Origin of the sequence: Aeromicrobium sp. Sec7.5 (assembly GCF_036867135.1) — a bacterium.
In the GTDB taxonomy this organism is placed as follows: domain Bacteria; phylum Actinomycetota; class Actinomycetes; order Propionibacteriales; family Nocardioidaceae; genus Aeromicrobium.
In genome coordinates this window covers 605119-623888 of record NZ_JBAJIJ010000001.1, presented here as the reverse complement: position 1 = coordinate 623888, position 18770 = coordinate 605119, and the positions used below count along the sequence as shown (strand labels likewise).

Annotated in this window: 20 protein-coding genes; 2 read left to right on the top strand and 18 right to left on the bottom strand. The window is 72.8% G+C overall.

The window, feature by feature from the left end; all coding sequences use genetic code 11:
- Positions 1 to 15: 15 nt before the first annotated feature.
- The gene (locus V6S66_RS03200; protein ID WP_334205319.1) at positions 16 to 1329 is read right to left on the bottom strand and encodes an adenylosuccinate synthase; all 1314 of its coding nucleotides are present in this window, start codon (positions 1327 to 1329) and stop codon (positions 16 to 18) included.
- Between the two features lie 89 nt (positions 1330 to 1418).
- On the opposite strand from V6S66_RS03200, the gene V6S66_RS03195 reads away from it, so the two are divergent.
- Both V6S66_RS03195 and V6S66_RS03190 read left to right on the top strand, forming a co-directional pair.
- The gene (locus tag V6S66_RS03195; protein WP_334205318.1) at positions 1419 to 2354 is read left to right on the top strand and encodes a diacylglycerol/lipid kinase family protein; all 936 of its coding nucleotides are present in this window, start codon (positions 1419 to 1421) and stop codon (positions 2352 to 2354) included.
- On the top strand, positions 2351 to 3676 hold the full coding sequence (locus tag V6S66_RS03190; protein ID WP_334205317.1) for an MATE family efflux transporter: 1326 nt from the start codon (positions 2351 to 2353) through the stop codon (positions 3674 to 3676). Before V6S66_RS03195 ends, V6S66_RS03190 begins: the two co-directional genes overlap by 4 nt.
- A 9-nt stretch (positions 3677 to 3685) precedes the next feature.
- On the opposite strand, the gene V6S66_RS03185 is transcribed toward V6S66_RS03190, so the two are convergent.
- From V6S66_RS03185 to V6S66_RS03105, 17 genes are all read right to left on the bottom strand, one after another.
- The gene (locus tag V6S66_RS03185; protein WP_334205316.1) at positions 3686 to 4090 is read right to left on the bottom strand and encodes a DUF3151 domain-containing protein; all 405 of its coding nucleotides are present in this window, start codon (positions 4088 to 4090) and stop codon (positions 3686 to 3688) included.
- 44 nt (positions 4091 to 4134) lie between these two features.
- A complete protein-coding gene (locus V6S66_RS03180; protein WP_334205315.1) occupies positions 4135 to 4803 on the bottom strand; it encodes an SDR family NAD(P)-dependent oxidoreductase in 669 nt (222 codons plus the stop codon).
- Between the two features lie 88 nt (positions 4804 to 4891).
- On the bottom strand, positions 4892 to 6220 hold the full coding sequence (locus V6S66_RS03175; RefSeq protein ID WP_334205314.1) for an AMP-binding protein: 1329 nt from the start codon (positions 6218 to 6220) through the stop codon (positions 4892 to 4894).
- A 5-nt stretch (positions 6221 to 6225) separates the two neighbouring features.
- Entirely contained in the window at positions 6226 to 7347 is a 1122-nt protein-coding gene (locus V6S66_RS03170; RefSeq protein ID WP_334205313.1) for an MSMEG_0565 family glycosyltransferase, read from the bottom strand.
- On the bottom strand, positions 7344 to 8186 hold the full coding sequence (locus tag V6S66_RS03165) for a carbon-nitrogen hydrolase family protein (protein ID WP_334205312.1): 843 nt from the start codon (positions 8184 to 8186) through the stop codon (positions 7344 to 7346). Before V6S66_RS03165 ends, V6S66_RS03170 begins: the two co-directional genes overlap by 4 nt.
- A gap of 3 nt (positions 8187 to 8189) precedes the next feature.
- Complete coding sequence (locus V6S66_RS03160; protein ID WP_334205311.1) at positions 8190 to 9443, bottom strand: MSMEG_0569 family flavin-dependent oxidoreductase; 1254 nt, start codon at positions 9441 to 9443, stop codon at positions 8190 to 8192.
- On the bottom strand, positions 9440 to 9763 hold the full coding sequence (locus V6S66_RS03155; RefSeq protein WP_334205310.1) for an MSMEG_0570 family nitrogen starvation response protein: 324 nt from the start codon (positions 9761 to 9763) through the stop codon (positions 9440 to 9442). Before V6S66_RS03155 ends, V6S66_RS03160 begins: the two co-directional genes overlap by 4 nt.
- Positions 9756 to 10607, bottom strand: a complete 852-nt coding sequence (locus tag V6S66_RS03150; RefSeq protein ID WP_334205309.1) for a carbon-nitrogen hydrolase family protein — start codon at positions 10605 to 10607, stop codon at positions 9756 to 9758. Before V6S66_RS03150 ends, V6S66_RS03155 begins: the two co-directional genes overlap by 8 nt.
- Positions 10604 to 12064: an MSMEG_0567/sll0787 family protein gene (locus V6S66_RS03145; RefSeq protein ID WP_334205308.1), complete on the bottom strand. Its 1461-nt coding sequence runs from the start codon at positions 12062 to 12064 to the stop codon at positions 10604 to 10606. Before V6S66_RS03145 ends, V6S66_RS03150 begins: the two co-directional genes overlap by 4 nt.
- 5 nt (positions 12065 to 12069) lie before the next feature.
- Positions 12070 to 13158, bottom strand: a complete 1089-nt coding sequence (locus V6S66_RS03140) for an MSMEG_0568 family radical SAM protein (protein WP_334205307.1) — start codon at positions 13156 to 13158, stop codon at positions 12070 to 12072.
- A gap of 38 nt (positions 13159 to 13196) precedes the next feature.
- Complete coding sequence (locus tag V6S66_RS03135) at positions 13197 to 13721, bottom strand: MSMEG_0572/Sll0783 family nitrogen starvation response protein (protein WP_334205306.1); 525 nt, start codon at positions 13719 to 13721, stop codon at positions 13197 to 13199.
- 83 nt (positions 13722 to 13804) lie between these two features.
- Entirely contained in the window at positions 13805 to 14632 is an 828-nt protein-coding gene (locus tag V6S66_RS03130) for an amidohydrolase family protein (RefSeq protein WP_334205305.1), read from the bottom strand.
- A 112-nt stretch (positions 14633 to 14744) separates the two neighbouring features.
- Positions 14745 to 16286 (bottom strand): long-chain-fatty-acid--CoA ligase, encoded by a 1542-nt coding sequence (locus tag V6S66_RS03125; protein ID WP_334205304.1) that lies wholly within the window; start codon positions 16284 to 16286, stop codon positions 14745 to 14747.
- Between the two features lie 21 nt (positions 16287 to 16307).
- Entirely contained in the window at positions 16308 to 17078 is a 771-nt protein-coding gene (locus V6S66_RS03120) for an enoyl-CoA hydratase/isomerase family protein (protein WP_334205303.1), read from the bottom strand.
- The gene (locus V6S66_RS03115; RefSeq protein ID WP_334205302.1) at positions 17075 to 17902 is read right to left on the bottom strand and encodes an SDR family NAD(P)-dependent oxidoreductase; all 828 of its coding nucleotides are present in this window, start codon (positions 17900 to 17902) and stop codon (positions 17075 to 17077) included. The genes V6S66_RS03120 and V6S66_RS03115 overlap by 4 nt, the downstream gene beginning before the upstream one ends.
- The gene (locus V6S66_RS03110; protein ID WP_334205301.1) at positions 17899 to 18324 is read right to left on the bottom strand and encodes a MaoC/PaaZ C-terminal domain-containing protein; all 426 of its coding nucleotides are present in this window, start codon (positions 18322 to 18324) and stop codon (positions 17899 to 17901) included. The genes V6S66_RS03115 and V6S66_RS03110 overlap by 4 nt, the downstream gene beginning before the upstream one ends.
- Positions 18321 to 18770: an FAS1-like dehydratase domain-containing protein gene (locus tag V6S66_RS03105; RefSeq protein ID WP_334205300.1), complete on the bottom strand. Its 450-nt coding sequence runs from the start codon at positions 18768 to 18770 to the stop codon at positions 18321 to 18323. Before V6S66_RS03105 ends, V6S66_RS03110 begins: the two co-directional genes overlap by 4 nt.

The window sequence follows — 18770 nt, the reverse complement described above, 5'->3', positions numbered from 1 at the left end:
ACGGAGTTGACCCGGTCAGAGGAGGTCGTGCAGGACGACGGTCTCCTCGCGGCCCGGGCCGACGCCGACGGCGGAGATGCGCGCACCGCTGATGGCCTCGAGCTCGCGCACGTACGACTGCGCGTTGGCCGGGAGGTCGGAGAACTCGCGGGCCGCGGAGAGGTCCTCGGTCCAGCCCGGGAAGAACTCGTAGATCGGCTTGGCGTGGTGGAAGCCGGTCTGCGTCATGGGCATCTCGTCGACCCGCTCGCCGTCGACGTCGTACGCGACGCACACGGGGATCTGCTCCCAGCCCGTCAGGACGTCGAGCTTGGTGAGGACGAAGTCGGTGACGCCGTTGATGCGGGCCGCGTAGCGGGCGATCGGCGCGTCGTACCAGCCGGTGCGGCGGGGCCGGCCCGTCGTGGTGCCGAACTCGCCTCCGGCCGTGCGCAGCTTCTCGCCGTCACCCGCGGGGTCGACGTCGTCGGTGAGCTCGGTCGGGAAAGGTCCCTCGCCGACGCGGGTGGCGTAGGCCTTGACGATGCCGATGACCCGCGAGATCTCGGTCGGGGCGATGCCCGAACCGGTGCAGGCGCCCCCGGTGGTGGCCGACGACGACGTGACGAACGGGTAGGTGCCGTGGTCGACGTCGAGCAGCGTGGCCTGGCCGGCCTCGAGCAGCACGGTCTCGTCGCGGCGCAGCGCGTCGTGCAGCAGCAGCGGGGTGTCGGCGACCATGGGCGCGAGGCGATCGGCGTGGACGAGCAGCTGCTCGACGATCTCGTCGACGCTGACGGCCCGGCGGTTGTAGACCTTCGTGAGCATCTGGTTCTTGAGCTCGAGGGCGCCCTCGACCTTGGCCCGCAGGATCTTCTCGTCGAACAGGTCCTGCACGCGCACGCCGAGCCGGTTCATCTTGTCGGCGTAGGTGGGGCCGATGCCACGGCCCGTCGTGCCGATCTTGCGGCTGCCGAGGAACCGCTCGGTGACCTTGTCGAGCGTGCGGTTGTAGTCGGCGATGACGTGCGCGTTGGCGCTGACGAGCAACCGGCTGGTGTCGATGCCGCGGGCGTTGAGGCCGTCGATCTCCTCGAACAGGACGTCGAGGTCGACCACGACGCCGTTGCCGATGACCGGGACGCACCCGGGCGTCAGGATGCCGCTGGGCAGCAGGTGGAGCGCGTACTTCTCCGAGGTGCCGTCGGGCTGCGGGATGACGACCGTGTGGCCGGCGTTGTTGCCGCCGTTGAACTTGACCACGTAGTCGACACGACTCCCGAGCAGATCGGTCGCCTTGCCCTTGCCCTCGTCGCCCCACTGGGCGCCGACGATCACGACTGCGGGCATGCGGGCCCACCCCTCACGACATGAGACAAGCCCCTCACGAGGGGCTCTTGCGACGGCAGTCTAGCCGCTGGACCCCTACTGTCTCCATCATGAGCAGCCCAGACCAGCGGTCGTCGTCCCCCTGGACCGTGGTCGTCAACGCCGCGGCCGGCAGCAGCGAGGGCGACGTGGTCGACCGCGTCGTGGGCGCACTCCGCGAGGAGGTCGAGGTCGAGGTCGCCCACACCTCGGGCCTCGACGACCTCACCGCCGCGCTCGAGCAGGTGCCCTCGGGCGCGACCGTCGTCGTGCTCGGCGGTGACGGCAGCGTCCACGCGGTGGTCGCGGCGCTCGACCGGGTCGACCGGCTGCGCGACGTGGTGGTGGGCCTCGTGCCCCTCGGCACCGGGAACGACTTCGCCCGCACGATCGGCCTCGACCCCACCGATCCGGTCGCGACGGCACGCGACCTCCTCGGGGCGCCGGAGCGCGACACCGACCTGGTCCGCGCCGAGGACGGCTCGATCGTCGTCAACGCCGCGCACGTCGGCGTGGGCGCCGACGCCGCCGTCGCGGCCAAGCCGTGGAAGGAGCGCTTCGGCATCGTCGGCTACGCGGTCGGGGCGATCTCCTCGGGCTTCTCGGCCGAGGGCTTCCGCGGCGAGGTGCACGTCGACGGCAAGGCCGTGCCGGTCCGCGGCCGGCTCCTGCAGGTCGCGGTCGGCAACGGGGGATTCATCGGCGGCGGCACACCGCTGCTGCCCAACGCCGACCCGTTCGACGGCCAGCTCGACGTCGTCGTGTCCTGGGCCGACAAGCCGATGCGCCGTCTGAAGTACGCCTGGAAGCTGCGCAGCGGACGGCACGTCGAGGGTGACGACACCGAGCCGCTGCGGGGCACGAGCCTGTCGGTCCTCGTCAGGGGGTCCGCCCTGCGCGAGGGGATCCCGGGCAACAGCGACGGCGAGCTGACCGACCCGACGACGACCCACTCGTGGACCCTCGAGCCCGGCGCCTGGCGTCTGCTGGTGCCCACCGCCACGTGAGCCGGGCCGGGGCCCGATCCGGGACGTCGCGCCAGATCCTCGCGGTCGCCCTCCCGGCGTTTGCCGCGCTCGTGGCCGAGCCGGTCATGCTCCTGGCTGACACCGCGATGATCGGCCACCTCGGCACACCTGAGCTCGCCGGACTCGCGGTGGCCTCAGTCGTCCTGACGACCGTGGTGGGGCTGTGCGTGTTCCTCGCCTACGGCACGACCTCGGCCGTCGCGCGCAGCCACGGGGCCGGCCGCGAGGCCGAGGCGGGCGCCCAGGCCTTCGGTGGCCTCTGGCTCGCGGCGTCGCTCGGTGTCGTGCTCGCACTGCTGACGGCCACGACGGCAGGCCCGGTCACGACCGCGCTCGCCAGCTCACCGGAGGTCGCGGGACACGCGGCGACGTACCTGCGCATCAGCGCAGCCGGGGTGCCCGCCGTGCTGCTGATGCTGGCCGCCACGGGCGCGCTCCGCGGCGTGCTCGACCTCAGGACACCCCTCGTCGTCACGGTGTCGGCCGGCGGCGCCAACGTCGCGCTGAACGCCGTGTTGATCTACGGCCTGGGCTGGGGCGTGGCCGGCGCGGCCCTCGGCACGGTCGTCGTGCAGTGGGGCGCGGCCGCGTGGCTCACCGCCGCGGTCACCCGTCGCCTGCGCACCGATGGAATGGCGGGTGGGCCGCGTCTGGGCCCGGTGCTCGACGCGGCCCGCGCCGGCATCCCCCTGCTCGTGCGGACCGGCACGCTGCGCATCGCGATCCTGCTGGCCACGGCCGTTGCCGCCACGTTCGGGGACGCCTCGCTGGCCGCCCATCAGGTGACGGCGACGGTCGTGACGCTGTGCGCGTTCGCCCTCGACGCGCTCGCGATCGCCGGGCAGACCTTGACCGGCCGGGCCCTCGGCTCCGGGGACGCCGAGCTGACCCGCGACCTCACCGACCAGATGGTGCGCTGGGGATGGGGCGTCGGCGCCGCGATCGCCGTGGTCCTCGCGATCGCAGCGCCCTGGATCCCGGGCGCGTTCACCTCGGACCCGGACGTCGCCGCCGCACTCGTGCCGGCACTCGTCGCCGCCGCACTCGTCCAGCCCCTGTCCGGGGCGGTCTTCGTGCTCGACGGCGTGCTGATCGGCGCGGGCGACGGTCGCTACCTCGCGGCCGCCGGAGTGGTCGTGCTGATCGCGTACGCGCCGCTGGTGCTGCTGGTGGGCGCGGCCGGCGCCGGGTTGACCTGGGTGTGGATCGCGTACGCCGGCTTCATCGGCGCGCGCTGGATCACGCTCGAGCTGCGTCGCCGCAGCGAGCGATGGATGGTGCTGGGCGCCGCCGGGTCCTGAGGTAAGGCCTCAGCCCACCAGGATCGCGTACGCCTCCGGGCTCGACTCCCGCAGGAACTCGCGGCAGCGATGGGCCTCGTCGGCGTCGCCGAGTCGCTCCGAGCCGTCGGCCAGGACCGCCAGCGCCCGCAGGAAGCCGCGGTTGGGCTCGTGCGCCCACGGCACCGGGCCGAAGCCCTTCCAGCCGTTGCGACGCAGCAGGTCGAGCGAGCGGTGGTACGACGTGCGGGCGAAGGCGTAGCCCTCGACGTCGCCTCCTCCGGCCAGCGCCTCGGCGGCGAGCAGGGCCCACGCCAGGGTCGACTCGGGCACCGTCGCGGCGACGTCGCGCGCGGGCTCGCCGGCCGCGATCCGAGCGGCACCGGGGTCCTCGGGCAGCAGGGTCTCCGGCGGTTCGCCCAGCAGGTTGTTCATGCCCCCGACCCTAGCCGGGGGTCGGGGGCCACCGCCCGCCCCGGTCACTCGGCGTCGAGGTCCTGCGCGAAGACGCGGAAGTCGCCGTGGTCGCGGTGCATCGTCCAGAGGAGCTCGGCCAGGACCTCGGGGTCCTTGCGCGGGTGGCCGGGCTCGATCGACCCCGGGATGATGAGCTGCCCGACGTGGATGTCGTCCGGGGCCAGCGCCTCGTGCAGCATCTGACCGAGGGCCGACTCACCGGCGAACGCGACCGAGGTGCCGGCGAACTTGGCGACCGGCCGCACGGCACTTCCGCCGTTGACCAGCAGCACCGTGCCGCGGCCGAGGAATCGCATGTGCTGGGTCACGTGGTGGATCGCGGCGAGCGGGCCGAGGATCGAGAACTCGAGCGCGGGCTGGAGGTCCTCCACCGTGGTCTCGAGCACCGGGCGCAAGTACTCCTTGGCCGGCAGCGGGCTGTACTGCAGCACGTCGACCGGCCCGAGGTCGGCCGAGACGGCGTCGAGCGCGTCGCGGAGGGAGGCGGGGCGGCGCACGTCGGCGCTGTACGCCCGGGCCTCGATGCCCTCGGCCTGCAGCGCCTCCGCCAGCTGGCGGGTGCGGGACACGTTGCGCGAGACCAGCCCGACCGAGAAGCCCTCCTGCGCAAACCGTCGGGCCACGGCGGCTCCGAGATTGGATCCGGCACCGATGATCGCGAGGGTCGGCATGGGTCATTCCTCCTGCAGGGTTCGACGTGGGGGGTTCCACCCTCCCGCGGGACGGCCGGAACCGCACGGCAGACTTCGACGACCCGGGTCAGCGGTGGCGGGAGCGACGGACCTTGCCGGTGTCGTCACGGAGAGATTCGGAGGTGACCTCGAGGGTGCGGGGTCGCCTCTCGGGGTCCAGACGGTCGCGCACCCAGGCGAGCAGCACGTCCGCGTCCACCTCGGACTCCGCGACGACGTGGACCGCCTCCCCCCGGGCCGGGTCGGGTCGCCCGACCGCGACCGACGACCGCACCGCCGGGTGGGCGTCGACGACGGCCTCCACGTCGGCCGGGTGCACCGTGACCCCGCCCGTGGTGATCGCGTCGTCGAGCCGGTCGGCCACGAACACGTATCCGTCGTCGTCGATCCACCCCGCGTCCCGGAGTCCGTGCCACCCGGGCAGGCCGCCGTCGCGCTGCATGAGCAGCTCGCCCATCTCGTCGGGAGCGCACGGGGAACCGTCCGGCCGCACGGCGCGGAAGCGGGAGCCGGGCATCGGCCGCCCGACCGAGCCCGGGTGCTCGAGCCACTCGTCGCCGCGGATCATCGTGAGCCCCTGCGCCTCGGTGCCGGCGTAGACCTCGACGACCCGCTCCGCGCCGAGCCAGGCGAGGAACGCGCGCTTGAGGGGTTCGGGGCACCGCGCCGCCATGTGCATCACGGAGTGCAGCGACGACACGTCGGTCGACGGTCGGGAGGGGTGCTCCCAGATACGGGCCATCGTGGTCGGCACGAGCATCGCCCACCCCACGCGGTGCCGCTGGATCGCCGCGAGCACCGCTCCGGCGTCGAACCGCGGCAGCACCACGAGCTCGTGGCCCGTCATGAGCCCACGCATCGCGTAGACGAACGGCGCTGCGTGGAACAGCGGTCCCGACACGAGCTGCACGACCTCCCGAGGCACGAACGGCGCGACCACGCCGTCCGGGTCGACGGTCGACGGGTTCGGGTCGCGCAGCAGCTTCGGCACGCCCGTGCTGCCGCTGGAGGTCGGCGCCTTCCACGACGCGGCCACCGCGTCGGGCAGCGCCGCGTCATCGGTCGTGCCGAGCCGCACCGGCCCGTCGACGACGAGCCGGGGCGCCACGAGCTCGAGCACCCGGGACCGCTCGGGCTCCGGCAGCCGGGGCGACAGCGGCTGCGGCGTCGCGCCGAGCTTCCATGCCGCGACGCAGGCGAGGACGAAGTCCAGACCGTTCGGCAGGCTCACCGTCACCAGGTCGTCGACCCCCACCCCGTCGCCGGCCCAGGTGCGGGCGAGACGGTTGGCGAGCGACTCCAGCTCGGCCCGCGTGACCACCCGGTCGCCGACCGTGACCGCCGGACGGTCCGGCTCCCGCTCGGCCAGGACCGTGAACGCCCGCCCGATCGGCACGCTCGTCATCGCGGCGGGAGGCGTCCGGCGAGGTGGGCCTCGTAGAACGCGGCGTGCGACCGCGCGGCTCGCTCCCACGTGTAGCTGCGCGCGAGCTCACGACCGGCCTCCGGCGCGGCCGGCGACGTCACGGCGGTCGCGAGGGCCGCCGCGATCCCCAGCGGCGAGCCGGCGTAGGCGACGGCGGAGCCGAACACCTCGCGCAGCACCGGCAGGTCGCGCGCCACGACCGGCACGCCTGCCGCCAGCGCCTCCATCGCGGCGAGCCCGAAGCCCTCCTTGGTCGACACGAACGCCAGCGCCTGCGCCTGCGCCACGAGCGACGGCAGGTCGGCGTGGTCGACGACGCCGAGCACCTCGTGGTCGACCGCCAGCTGGCCGGCCCGCCGCTCGAACTCCCGCCGGTAGTCGCGGTAGTCGAACAGGGTCTCCCCACCGGCGAACACCAGGCGCAGCTCCGGCACCCGGCGCCGCAGCATCGCGTAGGCCTCCAGCAGGTCGATGCTGCCCTTGCGCGGCTCGATGCCGCCCAGCGCCAGGACGTACGGGCCGAGCTTGTCGGCCCACCGCGCGCGGCCGACCTGGTCCTCGGCGCCCGCCTCGAACCACGCCGCGTCGACCCCGTTCGGGATCACGGTCGGTGCCAGGCCCCACCCCTGACGCACCTCGGCTGCCACGGCCTCGGACACGCAGATGCGAGCTGCCGGGTCGACCACCGCCCGTTCGTGGCAGGCCGCGAGCTCGGGGGTCGTGAAGGTGTCGAGGTGGTGGATCGTCCTGACGCACGGCACGCCCGCGGACATGGCCGCGTTGGCCGTGATGCAGTCCTGGGCGTGCACGACGTCGTAGCCCGATCGATCCCGGGCGAACGCCTCACCGAGCGTGGCGATGGACCGCTGGATCCGCTCGCCGACCTCCTCCCCGTCGACCGACGGGAAGGGCACGACGTGGACCGTCACGGCACGATCGACCGGGCGGAAGAAGCTCGCGTCACCGCCCCGCGCCAGGGTCCACACGTGGACGTCGTGGCCCAGTGCCGCGAGCGCCTCGGCCAGTGCGAGCGTGTGGACGACACCGCCGCGAGGCTTCGACGAGTACGTCAGCAGCGCGAGTCGCAGGGCCGTCATGGCGTCCCGCCGCTCCGGTAGCTGCCGGGCGTGAGCTCCTGGAGGTGGTGCAGGATCCGACGCGACCGCGCGATCTCGAGCGCGACGTCGACCTCCGCGACCGCCAGGGCCCCCTTCGACCACGTCCGCGCGAGCACGTCCCCACCGGGACCGACGACCTTGGCCTGTCCGAGGAACCGCAGGCCACCCATGACACCGGTCTGGTTCGACGAGACCCAGACGACCTGGTTCTCGGCGGCCCGGGCGCTGTCGTAGAGGTCGAACAGGCGCGACTGGCGGTCCTGCGGCAGCCGCGAGGCGCGATCGGTCACGCTGGCCGGCCACGCCGAGAGGCACGCCAGCACCTGGGCGCCGTCGAGCGCGAGCGTGCGGGCGGACTCCGGGAAGGTCTTGTCGTAGTCGATCAGCATCCCCATCCGGCCGACCGGGGTGTCGAAGGCCTCGAACGCGTCGCCGGCCGCGTACACGAGCGACTCCCCCGCCGGCTGGTGCACCTTGCGGTGGCGCCCCAGGATCCCGTCGCCGGTCACGCACAGCGCCGCGTTGTGGTGCCGGAGCTCGCCGTCGACCAGCGTCTCCTCGGTGTAGCCGAAGCAGACCACCATGGCGCCGGCCATCGCGACGACCCGCCCGACCTCGGTGGAGTCCTCGGCGAACGCCGGGGGCAGCGCGTTCGGGTCCGGGCTGCGCAGGTCGGCCAGGTAGCCGCCCAGGGTCGCGTCGGGGAAGACCAGGAGGTCCACCCCCGCCTCCCGGGCGTCGGCCACGATGCCGGCCATCTTGTCGAGGGCGCGCGGGACGTCCCGGCCGAAGTGCGCGGCGACGGCGGCGAGGCGCACGGTCTAGTGCTCGGCCACGGCGGGACGTCGGGCCCCCACGATGGCGTGGAAGACGTGCTCGGCGTCGCGCGCGATCCCGGCGAACCGGCCCGATCCCCACGTGTGCATCCACGGCAGCCCGAGGAAGTACAGGCCCGGGACCGAGGTGACGCCGCGGGTCTGGGTCGGCGCCGCGGCGCCGTCGAAGACCCCGACCTTGACCCAGCGGTAGTCGGGTCGGTAGCCGATGCCCCACACGATCGAGGTGATGCCGGCCTCGGCGAGGTCGAGCATCCTCGGCTCGTGGTCAGGCGCCCACACGGGCTCGTACTGTCCGCCCGGAGGCGCGTCGATGCCCTCCCGTTCGATGTGGGCGTCGATGTCGCGGCAGATCGAGTTGTAGACGGCATCGGCCGCGTCCAGTGCGGCCGTCATGGTCGGCTCGAACGAGAGCCTCGTGCCCTCGGCGCCGGACATCAGGCCGTAGAGACGCATGCCCTCGGCGGCGAACTGGCGCAGGTCGATGTCGCGCCCGCCCTCACGGCCGGTCACGTAGTGATTGGTCTTCTCGCGGGCGGCGCGACCACCGGGGTACTGCTGCACCGGGGTGTCGTAGAGGCCCATGTCGGACAACCAGGTCATGCAGTCGCGGCCGCGGTAGAACCGGGCGACGCGAGGCGCGTCACCGAGGGCGAGGTGGACCTTCCGGCCCTCGAGGTGGAGGTCCTCCGCGATCTGCGCGCCGGACTGGCCCGAGCCGACGACCAGCACGTCGCCCTCGGGCAGCTGCGCCGCGTTGCGGTAGTCGGCCGAGTGCACCTGCGTGATCGACGGATCGATGCCCGCGGCGAAGGGCGGCACGATCGGCAGGTGGTAGCCGCCGGTCGCCAGCACGACGTGCTCGGCCTCCAGCAACTCCTCACCGTCCGGCCCGCGCAGGGTGAGCACGAAGCCGCCCCCCTCGCGCTGGGTCAGCAGGGTGACCGCAGTGTGCTCGCGCACCGGCGGGTCGAACGACGCGGCGTAGCCCGCGAGCCACGCGGCCACCTCCTCGCGGTTCATGAAGCCGTCGGGATCGTCGCCCTCGTAGGCGTAGCCGGGGAGGCGGCAGTGCCAGTTCGGCGTCACGAGGGTGAAGTTGTCCCAGCGGCGGTCGGTCCACTCGTGGGCCGGCGTCGACGCCTCGAGCAGCACGTGGTCGACCCCCTCGCGGGTCAGGAACCAGCTGATCGAGAGGCCGGCCTGGCCGGCGCCCACGATCGCGACGGGGATGGTCATGACGACTCCTGGGCGGTGGACGGTGACGTCTCGGGGAGGGGCGGCTGCATGTCGAGGACCTCGACGAGGTCGGCGGGAGCGAATCCCGCAGCGGTGGCCTGGATCCGCTCCAGCGAGGCGGCGGACGCGGTGCAGGCGAAGCCGTACCTCGCGCGCACCCGCTCGCTCGCCTCCGCCAGCGCGGTGGCGGAACGCCGGGCGAACTCGTCGACCCGGTAGGTCGAGCCGGGCGCCAGGTGGTCGTGCATCACGAGCGACGGCGAGTAGCAGTCGGCGACGTGGCCGTCGGGCCAGCGCACCGTCACGGTCATCTCAGGCATGGACCGGCGCCTCCGTCACGTAGGTGTCGGGCCGGCGGTCGCGCAGGTGGAACATCGACCGGCGTGCCGTCCCGAGGGCCTCGTCGAGGTCGACCCCGGCGATCGCCAGGCCCGCCTCGCTGCCGGTGGTGGCGAGCACGTCGCCGCCCGGACCGACGATCTTGGCGTTCGCGACGAACCGCATCGAGCCGAACGTCCCGACCTGGTTGGCGGCGACCCACACGATCTGGTTCTCGAGCGCCCGCGCCTGGTCGAACAGGTTGAACCGCTTGGTCCAGCGGTCGTCCGCGATGTCGCCCGCGCCGGCCGTGCGTGACGACGGCCAGGCCGAGATGCAGGCCACGACCTCGGCCCCGTCGAGGGCCAGCGCACGAGCCGCCTCGGGGAAAGCCTTGTCGTAGCAGATCAGCATCCCGACGCGACCGACCGGCGTCGCGAAGGTCTCGTAGACGTCGCCCGCCTCGTAGTAGAGGTTCTCACCGAGGGGCTGGTGCACCTTGCGGTGCACGCCGATCACGCCGTCACCCGTCAGGGCCGCGGCGGAGTTGTAGCGCGTCGCGCCGTCGGCCTCGCAGAAGCCGAGGACGAGCGTCATGTCGCCCGCGATCTCGGCGACCCGGCGCAGCTCGGGGCCGTCGAGGTCGATGATCGGCGGCAACGAGTCGGGCCCGTCACCGTCGGTGTGCAGCGTCGAGAGGTATCCGCCCAGCGCCGCCTCCGGCAGCGCCAGGAGTCCGACGTCGCGGCTGCGCGCCTCGGCGACCAGCCGGCCGATCAGGGCGTAGGCCTCGTCGAGGTCGCGTCCGAAGTTGGCCGACGCGGCGGCCAGGGTGGTGATCGTCATGCGATTCTCCTCGAGTCGGAAGTTCCGAGTCCTGTGACGGTGTCGGCGATCGCCGAGGTCACGAGCCCGTCGGGCCAGCGCAGGTCGACGCCGTGGCCCACGGTCAGCCGTCCGCAGACGGCGGTGTCGACGTGCGGAGGGAGCCCGTGGCCGGACAGCACCTCCCGTGACGGGGTGCGCTCGGCCGAGACCATCGCGAATCCCGGGAAGCACGTGAGCCAGTCGCCCGCCGTCGCCCGGGCCGGCGTCGGGATGTCGGCGACGTCGAGCACGGCCTTGCAGCCGCTGGCCTCGGCGAGCATCCCGGTCGTGCCGATCACGCCGGTCATGCTGACGTCCTTGGCGGCCGTGGGCCGCAACGCCGGGACGACGCCCGCGAGGGCGCGGAGCTCGTCGGACCGGCGGTGCGACGAGGAGTCCCACTGCGAGCCGGTGTAGCCAGGGCGCCACTCCCCACCGAGATCGGCCGTGAGCCGCAGGGACTCACCCGGGTGGCCCCCGCCACCGGGGACCGGACGGTCGGCGCGGCCGAGGGCCGTGACGCTGAGCGAGGCCGGCACGCCGAGCTGGGTGTGCCCGCCGAGCACCGGCACGCCCCACGCCTCGGAGGCGGCGCGCAGGCCCCGGAGGATCCGTCGGGCGAACGAGGCGTCGCGAGCGCCCACGGCGTCGAGCAGGCCGACGGGAGAGGCGCCCATCGCGGAGATGTCGTTGAGGTTGACCAGGACGGCGCACCAGCCCGCCCACTCCGGGTCACGCTCGACCATCGACGGCAGGATCGCGTCGCAGGCGGCGAGCAGGTCGGAGCCGGGCACCGGGGCGGCGTCGTCGCCGACGAAACCCGCCGGAGCCCCGAGTCCGTCCAGCCCGAGTCCGTCGAGCAGCGTGCCGAGCGCCGCCTTGGTGGCGCGGGCGAGTCGCTCGACGCGGTCGATCGGCCAGAGCATGTGCACGTGCGCACGACCGTGGACGTCGAGGGACCCGATCGTGGTCCAGCCGAGCCGCACGAAGAGCGGCTCGTTCTGGGCCTGCACCGTCGCGTCGAAGCGCAGGGCCCCCTCGGCCTCGGCCCGGGCGCACGCGGCGCGCACGAGGGCCCCACCGATCCCGGCGTGGGCGCGGGCCACCGCGCTGACCGCCAGGCGGCTGCCCGACCACCAGCCGATGTCACGACCCTCGACCGCCGGCGCGATCCGGACCCCGCCGAGCAGCGTGCCGTCGGCGGTCCGCGCCAGCAGGACGATCGCGCGCGGGTCGTCGTCGACGCGGTCGGCGTCGTCGGAGGCGAAGAGTTCCTGCTCCGCCACGAAGACCTCGCGCCGCAGGGCCCGGTAGGCGTCGAGCTGTCCCTGGGTCTGTGCCTGCTCGACCAGGAAGGTCGGTCCGGGCAGCGGCCGGACACCGGTGAGGATGCCGCGGTCGAGGTCGACGCGTCCGTGGGCCGGGGTCGTGGTCATGGCGCTCAGGCCCCCTCGGACTGCAGGACGCTGCAGGCACCACAGGCCGCGCATCCCGCGGCCTGGTCGGAGCCGTGCATGCCGGCCTCCATCAGCGCGTGCGCGACGCGCCGGGTGACGTCCTGCAGGATCTCCGCCGGGGGCGGCGGCACCTGGTCGACGTCGGTCGCGAGCGTGCCGGCCAGCGGCCGGAACGGGACGACGAACGGGTAGACGCCCATGTCGACGAGCTCCTGCGCGGCCTCGACCATCTCATCGGGGTCCTCGCCGAGCCCCACCAGCAGGTAGGTCGAGACCTGGTTGTGGCCGAAGACCCGCACGGCCTCGCGCCACGCGGCCCGGTACTCGTCGAGCGGCACCGAGGACTTGCCCGGCATCCACCTCCGGCGGACGTCGTCGTCCATCGACTCGACGTGGATGCCGATCGAGCGGGCGCCGGCCTCGTACAGGTCGGTGATGGTCCGCAGGTCGGCCGGCGGCTCGCACTGCACCTGGATCGCGAGATCGGGCAGCACCTCGCGGACAGCGCGCACGCACCGTGCCAGGTGGGTGGCGCCGCGGTCACGACCGTTCGACGTGCCGGTCGTCATGACCATCTGCGTGATGCCGTCGAGGTCCTGGGCCGCCTTGGCGACCTCCGCGATCTGCGCGGGGGTCTTGACCGCGATCGTCGAGCCCGCCTCGAGCGACTTCTCGATCGCGCAGAAGCGGCACCGCTCGGCCTCGTCGTACCTGACGCACGTCTGCACCACGGTCGTCGCGAGGACGTTGGCCGAGTGCAGGCGCGCGATCTTCTCGTACGAGATGCCGTCGGCGGTCTCGAGGTCGTAGAACTGCGGGCGGCGCACCGGCTCCACGCCGAGACCGGTGTCGGCCCCGTCGAGGAGCAGGCGCCCCCGGTTGATCGTGAACGGGCTGTCGGGGTTGATCGGGATCGCGGTCCCGATCCCCCCGAGCAGCACGTGACCGTCGTCGCTCGGTCCCGCGCCCGACTGCCGGCTGACCGGCGCATCGAGCAGTCGGATGCCCTGGATGGCGACGTCGACTCGAGTGCTGGTGCGGGTGGCCGTGGCTCCGCTGCTGGGCGCGTTCATGTGGTCTCCTCAGTCCCTGGTGGTGTGGGCCGCTGGGATCACAGGTTGTAGACGGAGTTGATGATCGCGCCCTTGCGGGCGTAGTGGATGATCGCGTCCTGCACGTCGAGCGGGTGCGCCGGGATGACGCCCTCGATCAGGTCCTCCTCGCGGATGCCGTGCAGCGCCAGGCCGAAGCGGCAGCAGTAGACCGTGCCGCCCTCGGCGATGTAGGTCTCGAGCGACGCGTTCATGTTGAGCTCGCCCGGGAAGCCGGCGTCACCGGTCGTCGGGAACCCGCGGTTGGCCGAGCACGCCAGGGTGCCGGGGCCGTAGAAGTAGATCGCCGTCTCGAAGCCCTTCCGCAGCGCGCGGGTGGCCTGCAGGATCGCGACGAAGCTGACCGAGGACTCGTGCGGGATGCCGTGGATGAGCGTGAAGTACGACTGCCCCTCCTCGGCCTGGTAGTCCGGGAACAGCTTGGTGGAGCCGTAGAGGTTCGTGCCCTTGGGCAGCGACGGGTGGGCGATCTCGGCGAGCGAGGCCTCGATGTTGGCGGCGAGCTGGGCGTCGACGTCGGTCATGGGTTCTCCTGTGTGCTGCGGTGGGGTGAGGTGTCGTGCGGTACTGGCGTCGCGCCGTTGCGGGCCAGGGCTGGTGGTCGAGGTCAGGTGCCGTACAGCGCCTCGAAGTTGCGGTGGAAGAAGTGGTCGGCGAGCTCGCCGTCGCCGGCGGCGGCCGCCAGGCGCGCGTGCTCGCCCGCGAAGTCGCCCCAGGGCGCGTCGGTCGCGAACAGGATCCGGTCGTGGCCGATGCCGCGCTTCTCAATCTCGCTCACGAGCCACAGCGGGGCGAACCCGATCGTCCAGCTCGTGTCGGTGTAGACCTGCTTGCCGGCCTCGATCCAGTCGAAGAGCCGGCCGCCGATGAGCTTCATGTGCCCGCTCATCCCGCCGCCCAGGTGGACGAGGTGGATCTTGGTGTCGTCGCCGTACCGCTCGACGAGGTGGCCGACCTGGTCGATGTCGCTCGCGGCGCCCGGCGAGGTGTGCACGTGCACCACGAGGTCGTGCTCGGCGGCGGTGGTGAAGATGCGGTCGATCTGCTCGGCGCAGTCGGGATCGGTGGGCGAGCCGCCCAGGAGGAAGCTGGTCTTGAGCGCCTTGACCCCGTGCTCGGTCGCCAGCGCGAGGGCGCCGTCGTTGCGCTCCGCGTCGGACGCCTTCGGCGAGACCCAGAGGCCGCAGGCGACGCGGTCGTCCTTCTGCGCGGCCTCGATCGCGAGCGGGTTGAGGTCGAACGCGGCGTCGGGGATCGGCACGCCGTAGTTCGGCAGCACGAGCGCCCGCTCGGTACGCTCGTCGTCGAGGGTCGCAAGGAACTCGGCCACGGTCGCCTTCGCGGTCACGTCGGCCTGGACCGGCGGGCCGCCGTAGAACGCGAACTCCGGCAGCCGCCCGATATGGCGGTGGGAATCCAGGTGGCGCGTGGTCATGGACCAAGTCCACGGCTCAGATGTTGCCGACTGGTTCCACTCGGAACAAGACCGTGTGAGTTCGCGTGTCAGTGACGTTTCGTGTCGACACGGCGTCGACTGCGGCTCGGCGTCAGTGCACGCCGCGCTCCCCCGACCAGTGCTGGCTGCGCAGCTCGCGCTTGAGGATCTTGCCCGCGCCGGACATCGGGAGCGCGTCGACGACCTCGGTCGTGCGGGGCAGCTTGTAATTGGCGATGTGCGGGCGACAGAAGTCGGTGAGCTCCTCGCCCGTGAGCGACGCACCGGGCTGGAGCACGACGACGGCGTGGACGCGCTCGCCGAAGGCGTCGTCGGGCACACCGATCACCGCACAGGCCGCGACCGACGGGTGCTGCGCGACGACGTTCTCGACCTCGACCGAGTACACGTTCTCCCCGCCGGTCACGATCATGTCCTTGACCCGGTCGACGATGAACACGTAGCCACGCTCGTCCATGTAGGCGCCGTCGCCGGTGTGCATCCATCCACCGCGCAGTGCCGCCGCGGTCTCGTCGTCGCGGTTCCAGTACCCGAGCATGACGCTGTCGCCGCGTACCGCGACCTCACCGACCTGGCCCCGCGGGACCTCGACGTCGAACGCGTCGACGATGCGGACCTCCAGCTCGGCGATCGCGCGCCCGGCGGAGCGGCGGAGCACGGGGTCGTGGTGGTCCTCGGGCAGCAGGAGCGTGGCGACGGGCGACAGCTCGGTCATGCCGTAGGCCTGGGTGAAGTCGGCACCCGTGAACACCTTCATCGCGCGCTCGAGCACGGCCTCCGACATCGGCGAGGCGCCGTACATGACGCGACGGACCCCGCTCAGGTCGTGGTCGGCGGTCTCGGGATGATCGGCGAGCATCTGGATCATGGTGGGCACGAGGAGGGCGTCGGTGACGTCGTGCTGCTCGATCGCCCGGCACACCGAGACGGGCTCGAACATCGGCACGATGACGTGGGTCGCGCCCACGAGCTGACCGAAGTTCCACGCCGCGACGTCGGCGAGGTGGAACATCGGTGCGGCGTGCAGCAGGCGTCCGCGCCCGATCACCCGGTGGGTCGTGAGCGTGGCCAGGCCGTTGACCATCACGTTGTCGTGGCTGAGCATGACGCCCTTCGGCGCCCCGGTCGTGCCACCGGTGTAGAAGATGCCGAACAGGTCCTGGTCACCGGCACCCGCATCAGGGGCCGGCTCCTGATCCGCCAGGAGATCCTCCAGCGCGAGGCAGCCCTCGGGCGTGGGGCCGTCGCCGATGTGGACGACGGCGGTCAACGCCTCGCACTCGTCGCGCAGCCGCGGTGCCATCGAGGCGAAGGCGTCGTCGACCAGCAGGACGCGCGCTCCCGCGTCCCGCAGCGCGAACGAGTTCTCGAGCAGCGCCCAGCGGATGTTGAGCGGCACCACGACCGTGCCGCTCCAGGCCGCCGCCAGCAGCGCCTCGTGGTACCGGTCGGAGTTGAGCGACAGGATCGCGAACCGCTCGCCCGGGGTGACACCGAGACCACCCAGGGTCGCGGCGAGCCGGGCCACCTGGTCGGCGCTCTCGGCCACGGTGCGCACGCGCTCGCCGTAGATCGTCAGCTGGCGGTCGGGGTCCTGCTGCAGGGCCCGGTGCAGGGCAGTCGTGAGTCGCATGGTGGTCGGCCTCCCGGTCGGTCAGTGGGGTGTGGTGGCAGTACGGCGGGCGTGGACGAAGTCCGCCCGGGCCTGGTCGAGGTCGCCGGCGAAGGCGAGGTCGACCTGGGTCTGGAGCTCGCGCTCGAGGTGCTCCTCGAATCCGTCACCCGTGATGCTGCGGTTCAGGAGCCGCTTGGTCTCGCGCACGCCGGCGACGGGCTGCTCGGCGATCTGCTGAGCGAGCTCCACGGCCCGCGCGACCGGATCGGGCGTCACCTCGCTCACGTAGCCGAGCTCGAGCGCCTCCGTCGCGTCGAGGGAGCCTGCGGTCAGGAACAGCTGGCTCGCCCGGGCCGCACCGATCTGGCGGGGCAGGAACCACGACAGGCTGAGGTCGCCCGCGCTCATCCCGAGCCGGACGAATGGTGCGCTGAACGCCGCCTCCGGCCCGGCGATCCGCAGGTCGGAGGCCGAGGCCAGGGCGAAGCCGGCGCCGACGGCCGGTCCGCCGACCGCCGCGACGACGGGCTGCGGGATGCTCCGCATCAGTGCGATCGCGGCGACGGCGGTGCGCATCATCAGCGTGGCCTCGTCACGGTCGGCGCCGAGTCCCAGCCGCAGGTCCATGCCGGAGCAGAAGCCGCGACCCGCGCCGGTGAGCACGACGGCCCGGCAGCCGGGGTCGTCGCCGATCGTGGTGAGCGCGTCGCGCAGGTCGGCCACGAGGGTGTGCGTGACCGCGTTCAGCGTGCCGGGACGGTCCAGGGTCACCGTGGTGACGGGCCCCGACGCCGCCACACGCACGGTCACTCGAACCCGCCTCCGCAGACCAGCGTCTGCCCGCTCACGTAGTCGGAGTCGGGTGAGCAGAACATCGCCACGGCGCCCGCCGCCTCGGCCGGGGTGCCGGCGCGCCCGAGCGGGATGCCCCGCTCCAGCTGGGCGAGCAGCTCGGGATTCACGCCGACCGCGAGCTCGCGCCCGTCGACGTCGATCGTCGAGCCACCCCCGGCCGGCGCCTCCGTCAGGCGGGTGCGGATCAGCCCGAACGCGACGCAGTTAACCGTGACGTCGTAGCGCCCCCACTCCTTGGCGAGCGTCTTCGTGACGCCGATGATGCCGGCCTTCGCGGCCGAGTAGTTGACCTGGCCGGTGTTGCCGGCGGTGCCGGCGATCGAGGAGATGTTGACGACCTTGCGGGTCACCCGCGACGAGCCCGCGGCGCGCTCGGCCTTCACGGCCGCAGAGATGACCGGCTGTGCCGCCCGCAGGATCCGGAACGGCGCCTTGAGGTGGACGTCGAGGATCGCGTCGAACTGCTCGTCGCCCATCTTCTGGATCACGCTGTCCCACGTGTAGCCGGCATTGTTGACGACGATGTCGAGCCCACCGAAGGTGTCGGTCGCCGCGGCGACGAAACCCTCGGCGAAGCCCTCCTCGACGACGCTGCCGACGTGCGCCACCGCACGCCCGCCGGCGGCCTCGATCGCGGCGACGGTCTCCCGGGCGGGCTCGGCGTCGAGGTCGTTGACCACGACGGCGGCCCCGCGCGACGCGAGCGTCAGCGCGATCTCGCGTCCGATGCCGCGGCCCGATCCCGAGACGATCGCGGTCCTGCCGTGCAGCGTGGTCATGCGGCTCCTTCGGTGAGGTCGACGACGGCGGAGCCGGTCAACGTGGTGGTGCCGTCCGCGAGCCGGACGGCCAGGTCGATCGTCGCGAGGCCGTCGGTGACGTCGCGGACCGTGCCGTGGCAGACGGGGCGCGCCAGGACGGGGGTGATGGCGACGAATCGCACGCCGAAGGTACGGATGCGGTGCTGCGGGACCCAGCCGGTCAGGAGACGGCCGAGGTAGGCCATCGAGAGCATCCCGTGCGCGAACACGTCGTCGAGCCCGGCCGACCGGGCGACGTCGAGGTCGACGTGGATCGGGTTGTGGTCGCCCGAGGCGCCGGCGAACAGCGCCAGCGTGGTGCGGCTGATGGACCCGACCTCGAGCGGCGGCAGCTCGGCGCCGGGAGCCAGGTCGAGGCCGGACGCCTGCAGGGCGCTCACGCGGCGACCTGCCGGACCACGATCAGCGAGTCCGACTCGCCGACGAGCTCGTCGCCGCGGAGGACGTCGGTGTGCTTCACCACGAAGTCCATCTGGGGGTTCTTGGCGTACGCCTCGGTGATACGGGAGCGCACCGTCACGGTGTCACCCGCATGGAGGGCGGCGTGGAACGTGAACGACTGCTCCCCGTGCAGGACCCCGCGCAGGTCGACGCCGAGGGCGTCGAGGTACCCGAACGGCTCCGGGTGCTCGAGCTCGAGCGAGAACAGGAAGGTCGGCATCGCGAGCACGTCCGGATGGCCGGCGGCCCGGGCCGCCTCGACGTCGAGGTGGATCGGGTCGGCGTCGCCCACGGCAGCGGCGAAGCTGCGCAGCCGACCGCGCTCCAGCGTGACGTCGAGGTCGGGGATCACGACGTCGAGCGCCGCGCGGTGGTCGAGCACCAC

Bases quoted from the DNA above. Each gene is read 5' to 3' on its own strand.
- V6S66_RS03200 (WP_334205319.1), bottom strand. From the start codon at position 1,329: ATGCCCGCAGTCGTGATCGTCGGCGCCCAGTGGGGCGACGAGGGCAAG.
- V6S66_RS03195 (WP_334205318.1), top strand. From the start codon at position 1,419: ATGAGCAGCCCAGACCAGCGGTCGTCGTCCCCCTGGACCGTGGTCGTC.
- V6S66_RS03185 (WP_334205316.1), bottom strand. From the start codon at position 4,090: ATGAACAACCTGCTGGGCGAACCGCCGGAGACCCTGCTGCCCGAGGAC.
- V6S66_RS03180 (WP_334205315.1), bottom strand. From the start codon at position 4,803: ATGCCGACCCTCGCGATCATCGGTGCCGGATCCAATCTCGGAGCCGCC.
- V6S66_RS03170 (WP_334205313.1), bottom strand. From the start codon at position 7,347: ATGACGGCCCTGCGACTCGCGCTGCTGACGTACTCGTCGAAGCCTCGC.
- V6S66_RS03160 (WP_334205311.1), bottom strand. From the start codon at position 9,443: ATGACCATCCCCGTCGCGATCGTGGGCGCCGGCCAGGCCGGCCTCTCG.
- V6S66_RS03155 (WP_334205310.1), bottom strand. From the start codon at position 9,763: ATGCCTGAGATGACCGTGACGGTGCGCTGGCCCGACGGCCACGTCGCC.
- V6S66_RS03150 (WP_334205309.1), bottom strand. From the start codon at position 10,607: ATGACGATCACCACCCTGGCCGCCGCGTCGGCCAACTTCGGACGCGAC.
- V6S66_RS03145 (WP_334205308.1), bottom strand. From the start codon at position 12,064: ATGACCACGACCCCGGCCCACGGACGCGTCGACCTCGACCGCGGCATC.
- V6S66_RS03140 (WP_334205307.1), bottom strand. From the start codon at position 13,158: ATGAACGCGCCCAGCAGCGGAGCCACGGCCACCCGCACCAGCACTCGA.
- V6S66_RS03135 (WP_334205306.1), bottom strand. From the start codon at position 13,721: ATGACCGACGTCGACGCCCAGCTCGCCGCCAACATCGAGGCCTCGCTC.
- V6S66_RS03130 (WP_334205305.1), bottom strand. From the start codon at position 14,632: ATGACCACGCGCCACCTGGATTCCCACCGCCATATCGGGCGGCTGCCG.
- V6S66_RS03125 (WP_334205304.1), bottom strand. From the start codon at position 16,286: ATGCGACTCACGACTGCCCTGCACCGGGCCCTGCAGCAGGACCCCGAC.
- V6S66_RS03115 (WP_334205302.1), bottom strand. From the start codon at position 17,902: ATGACCACGCTGCACGGCAGGACCGCGATCGTCTCGGGATCGGGCCGC.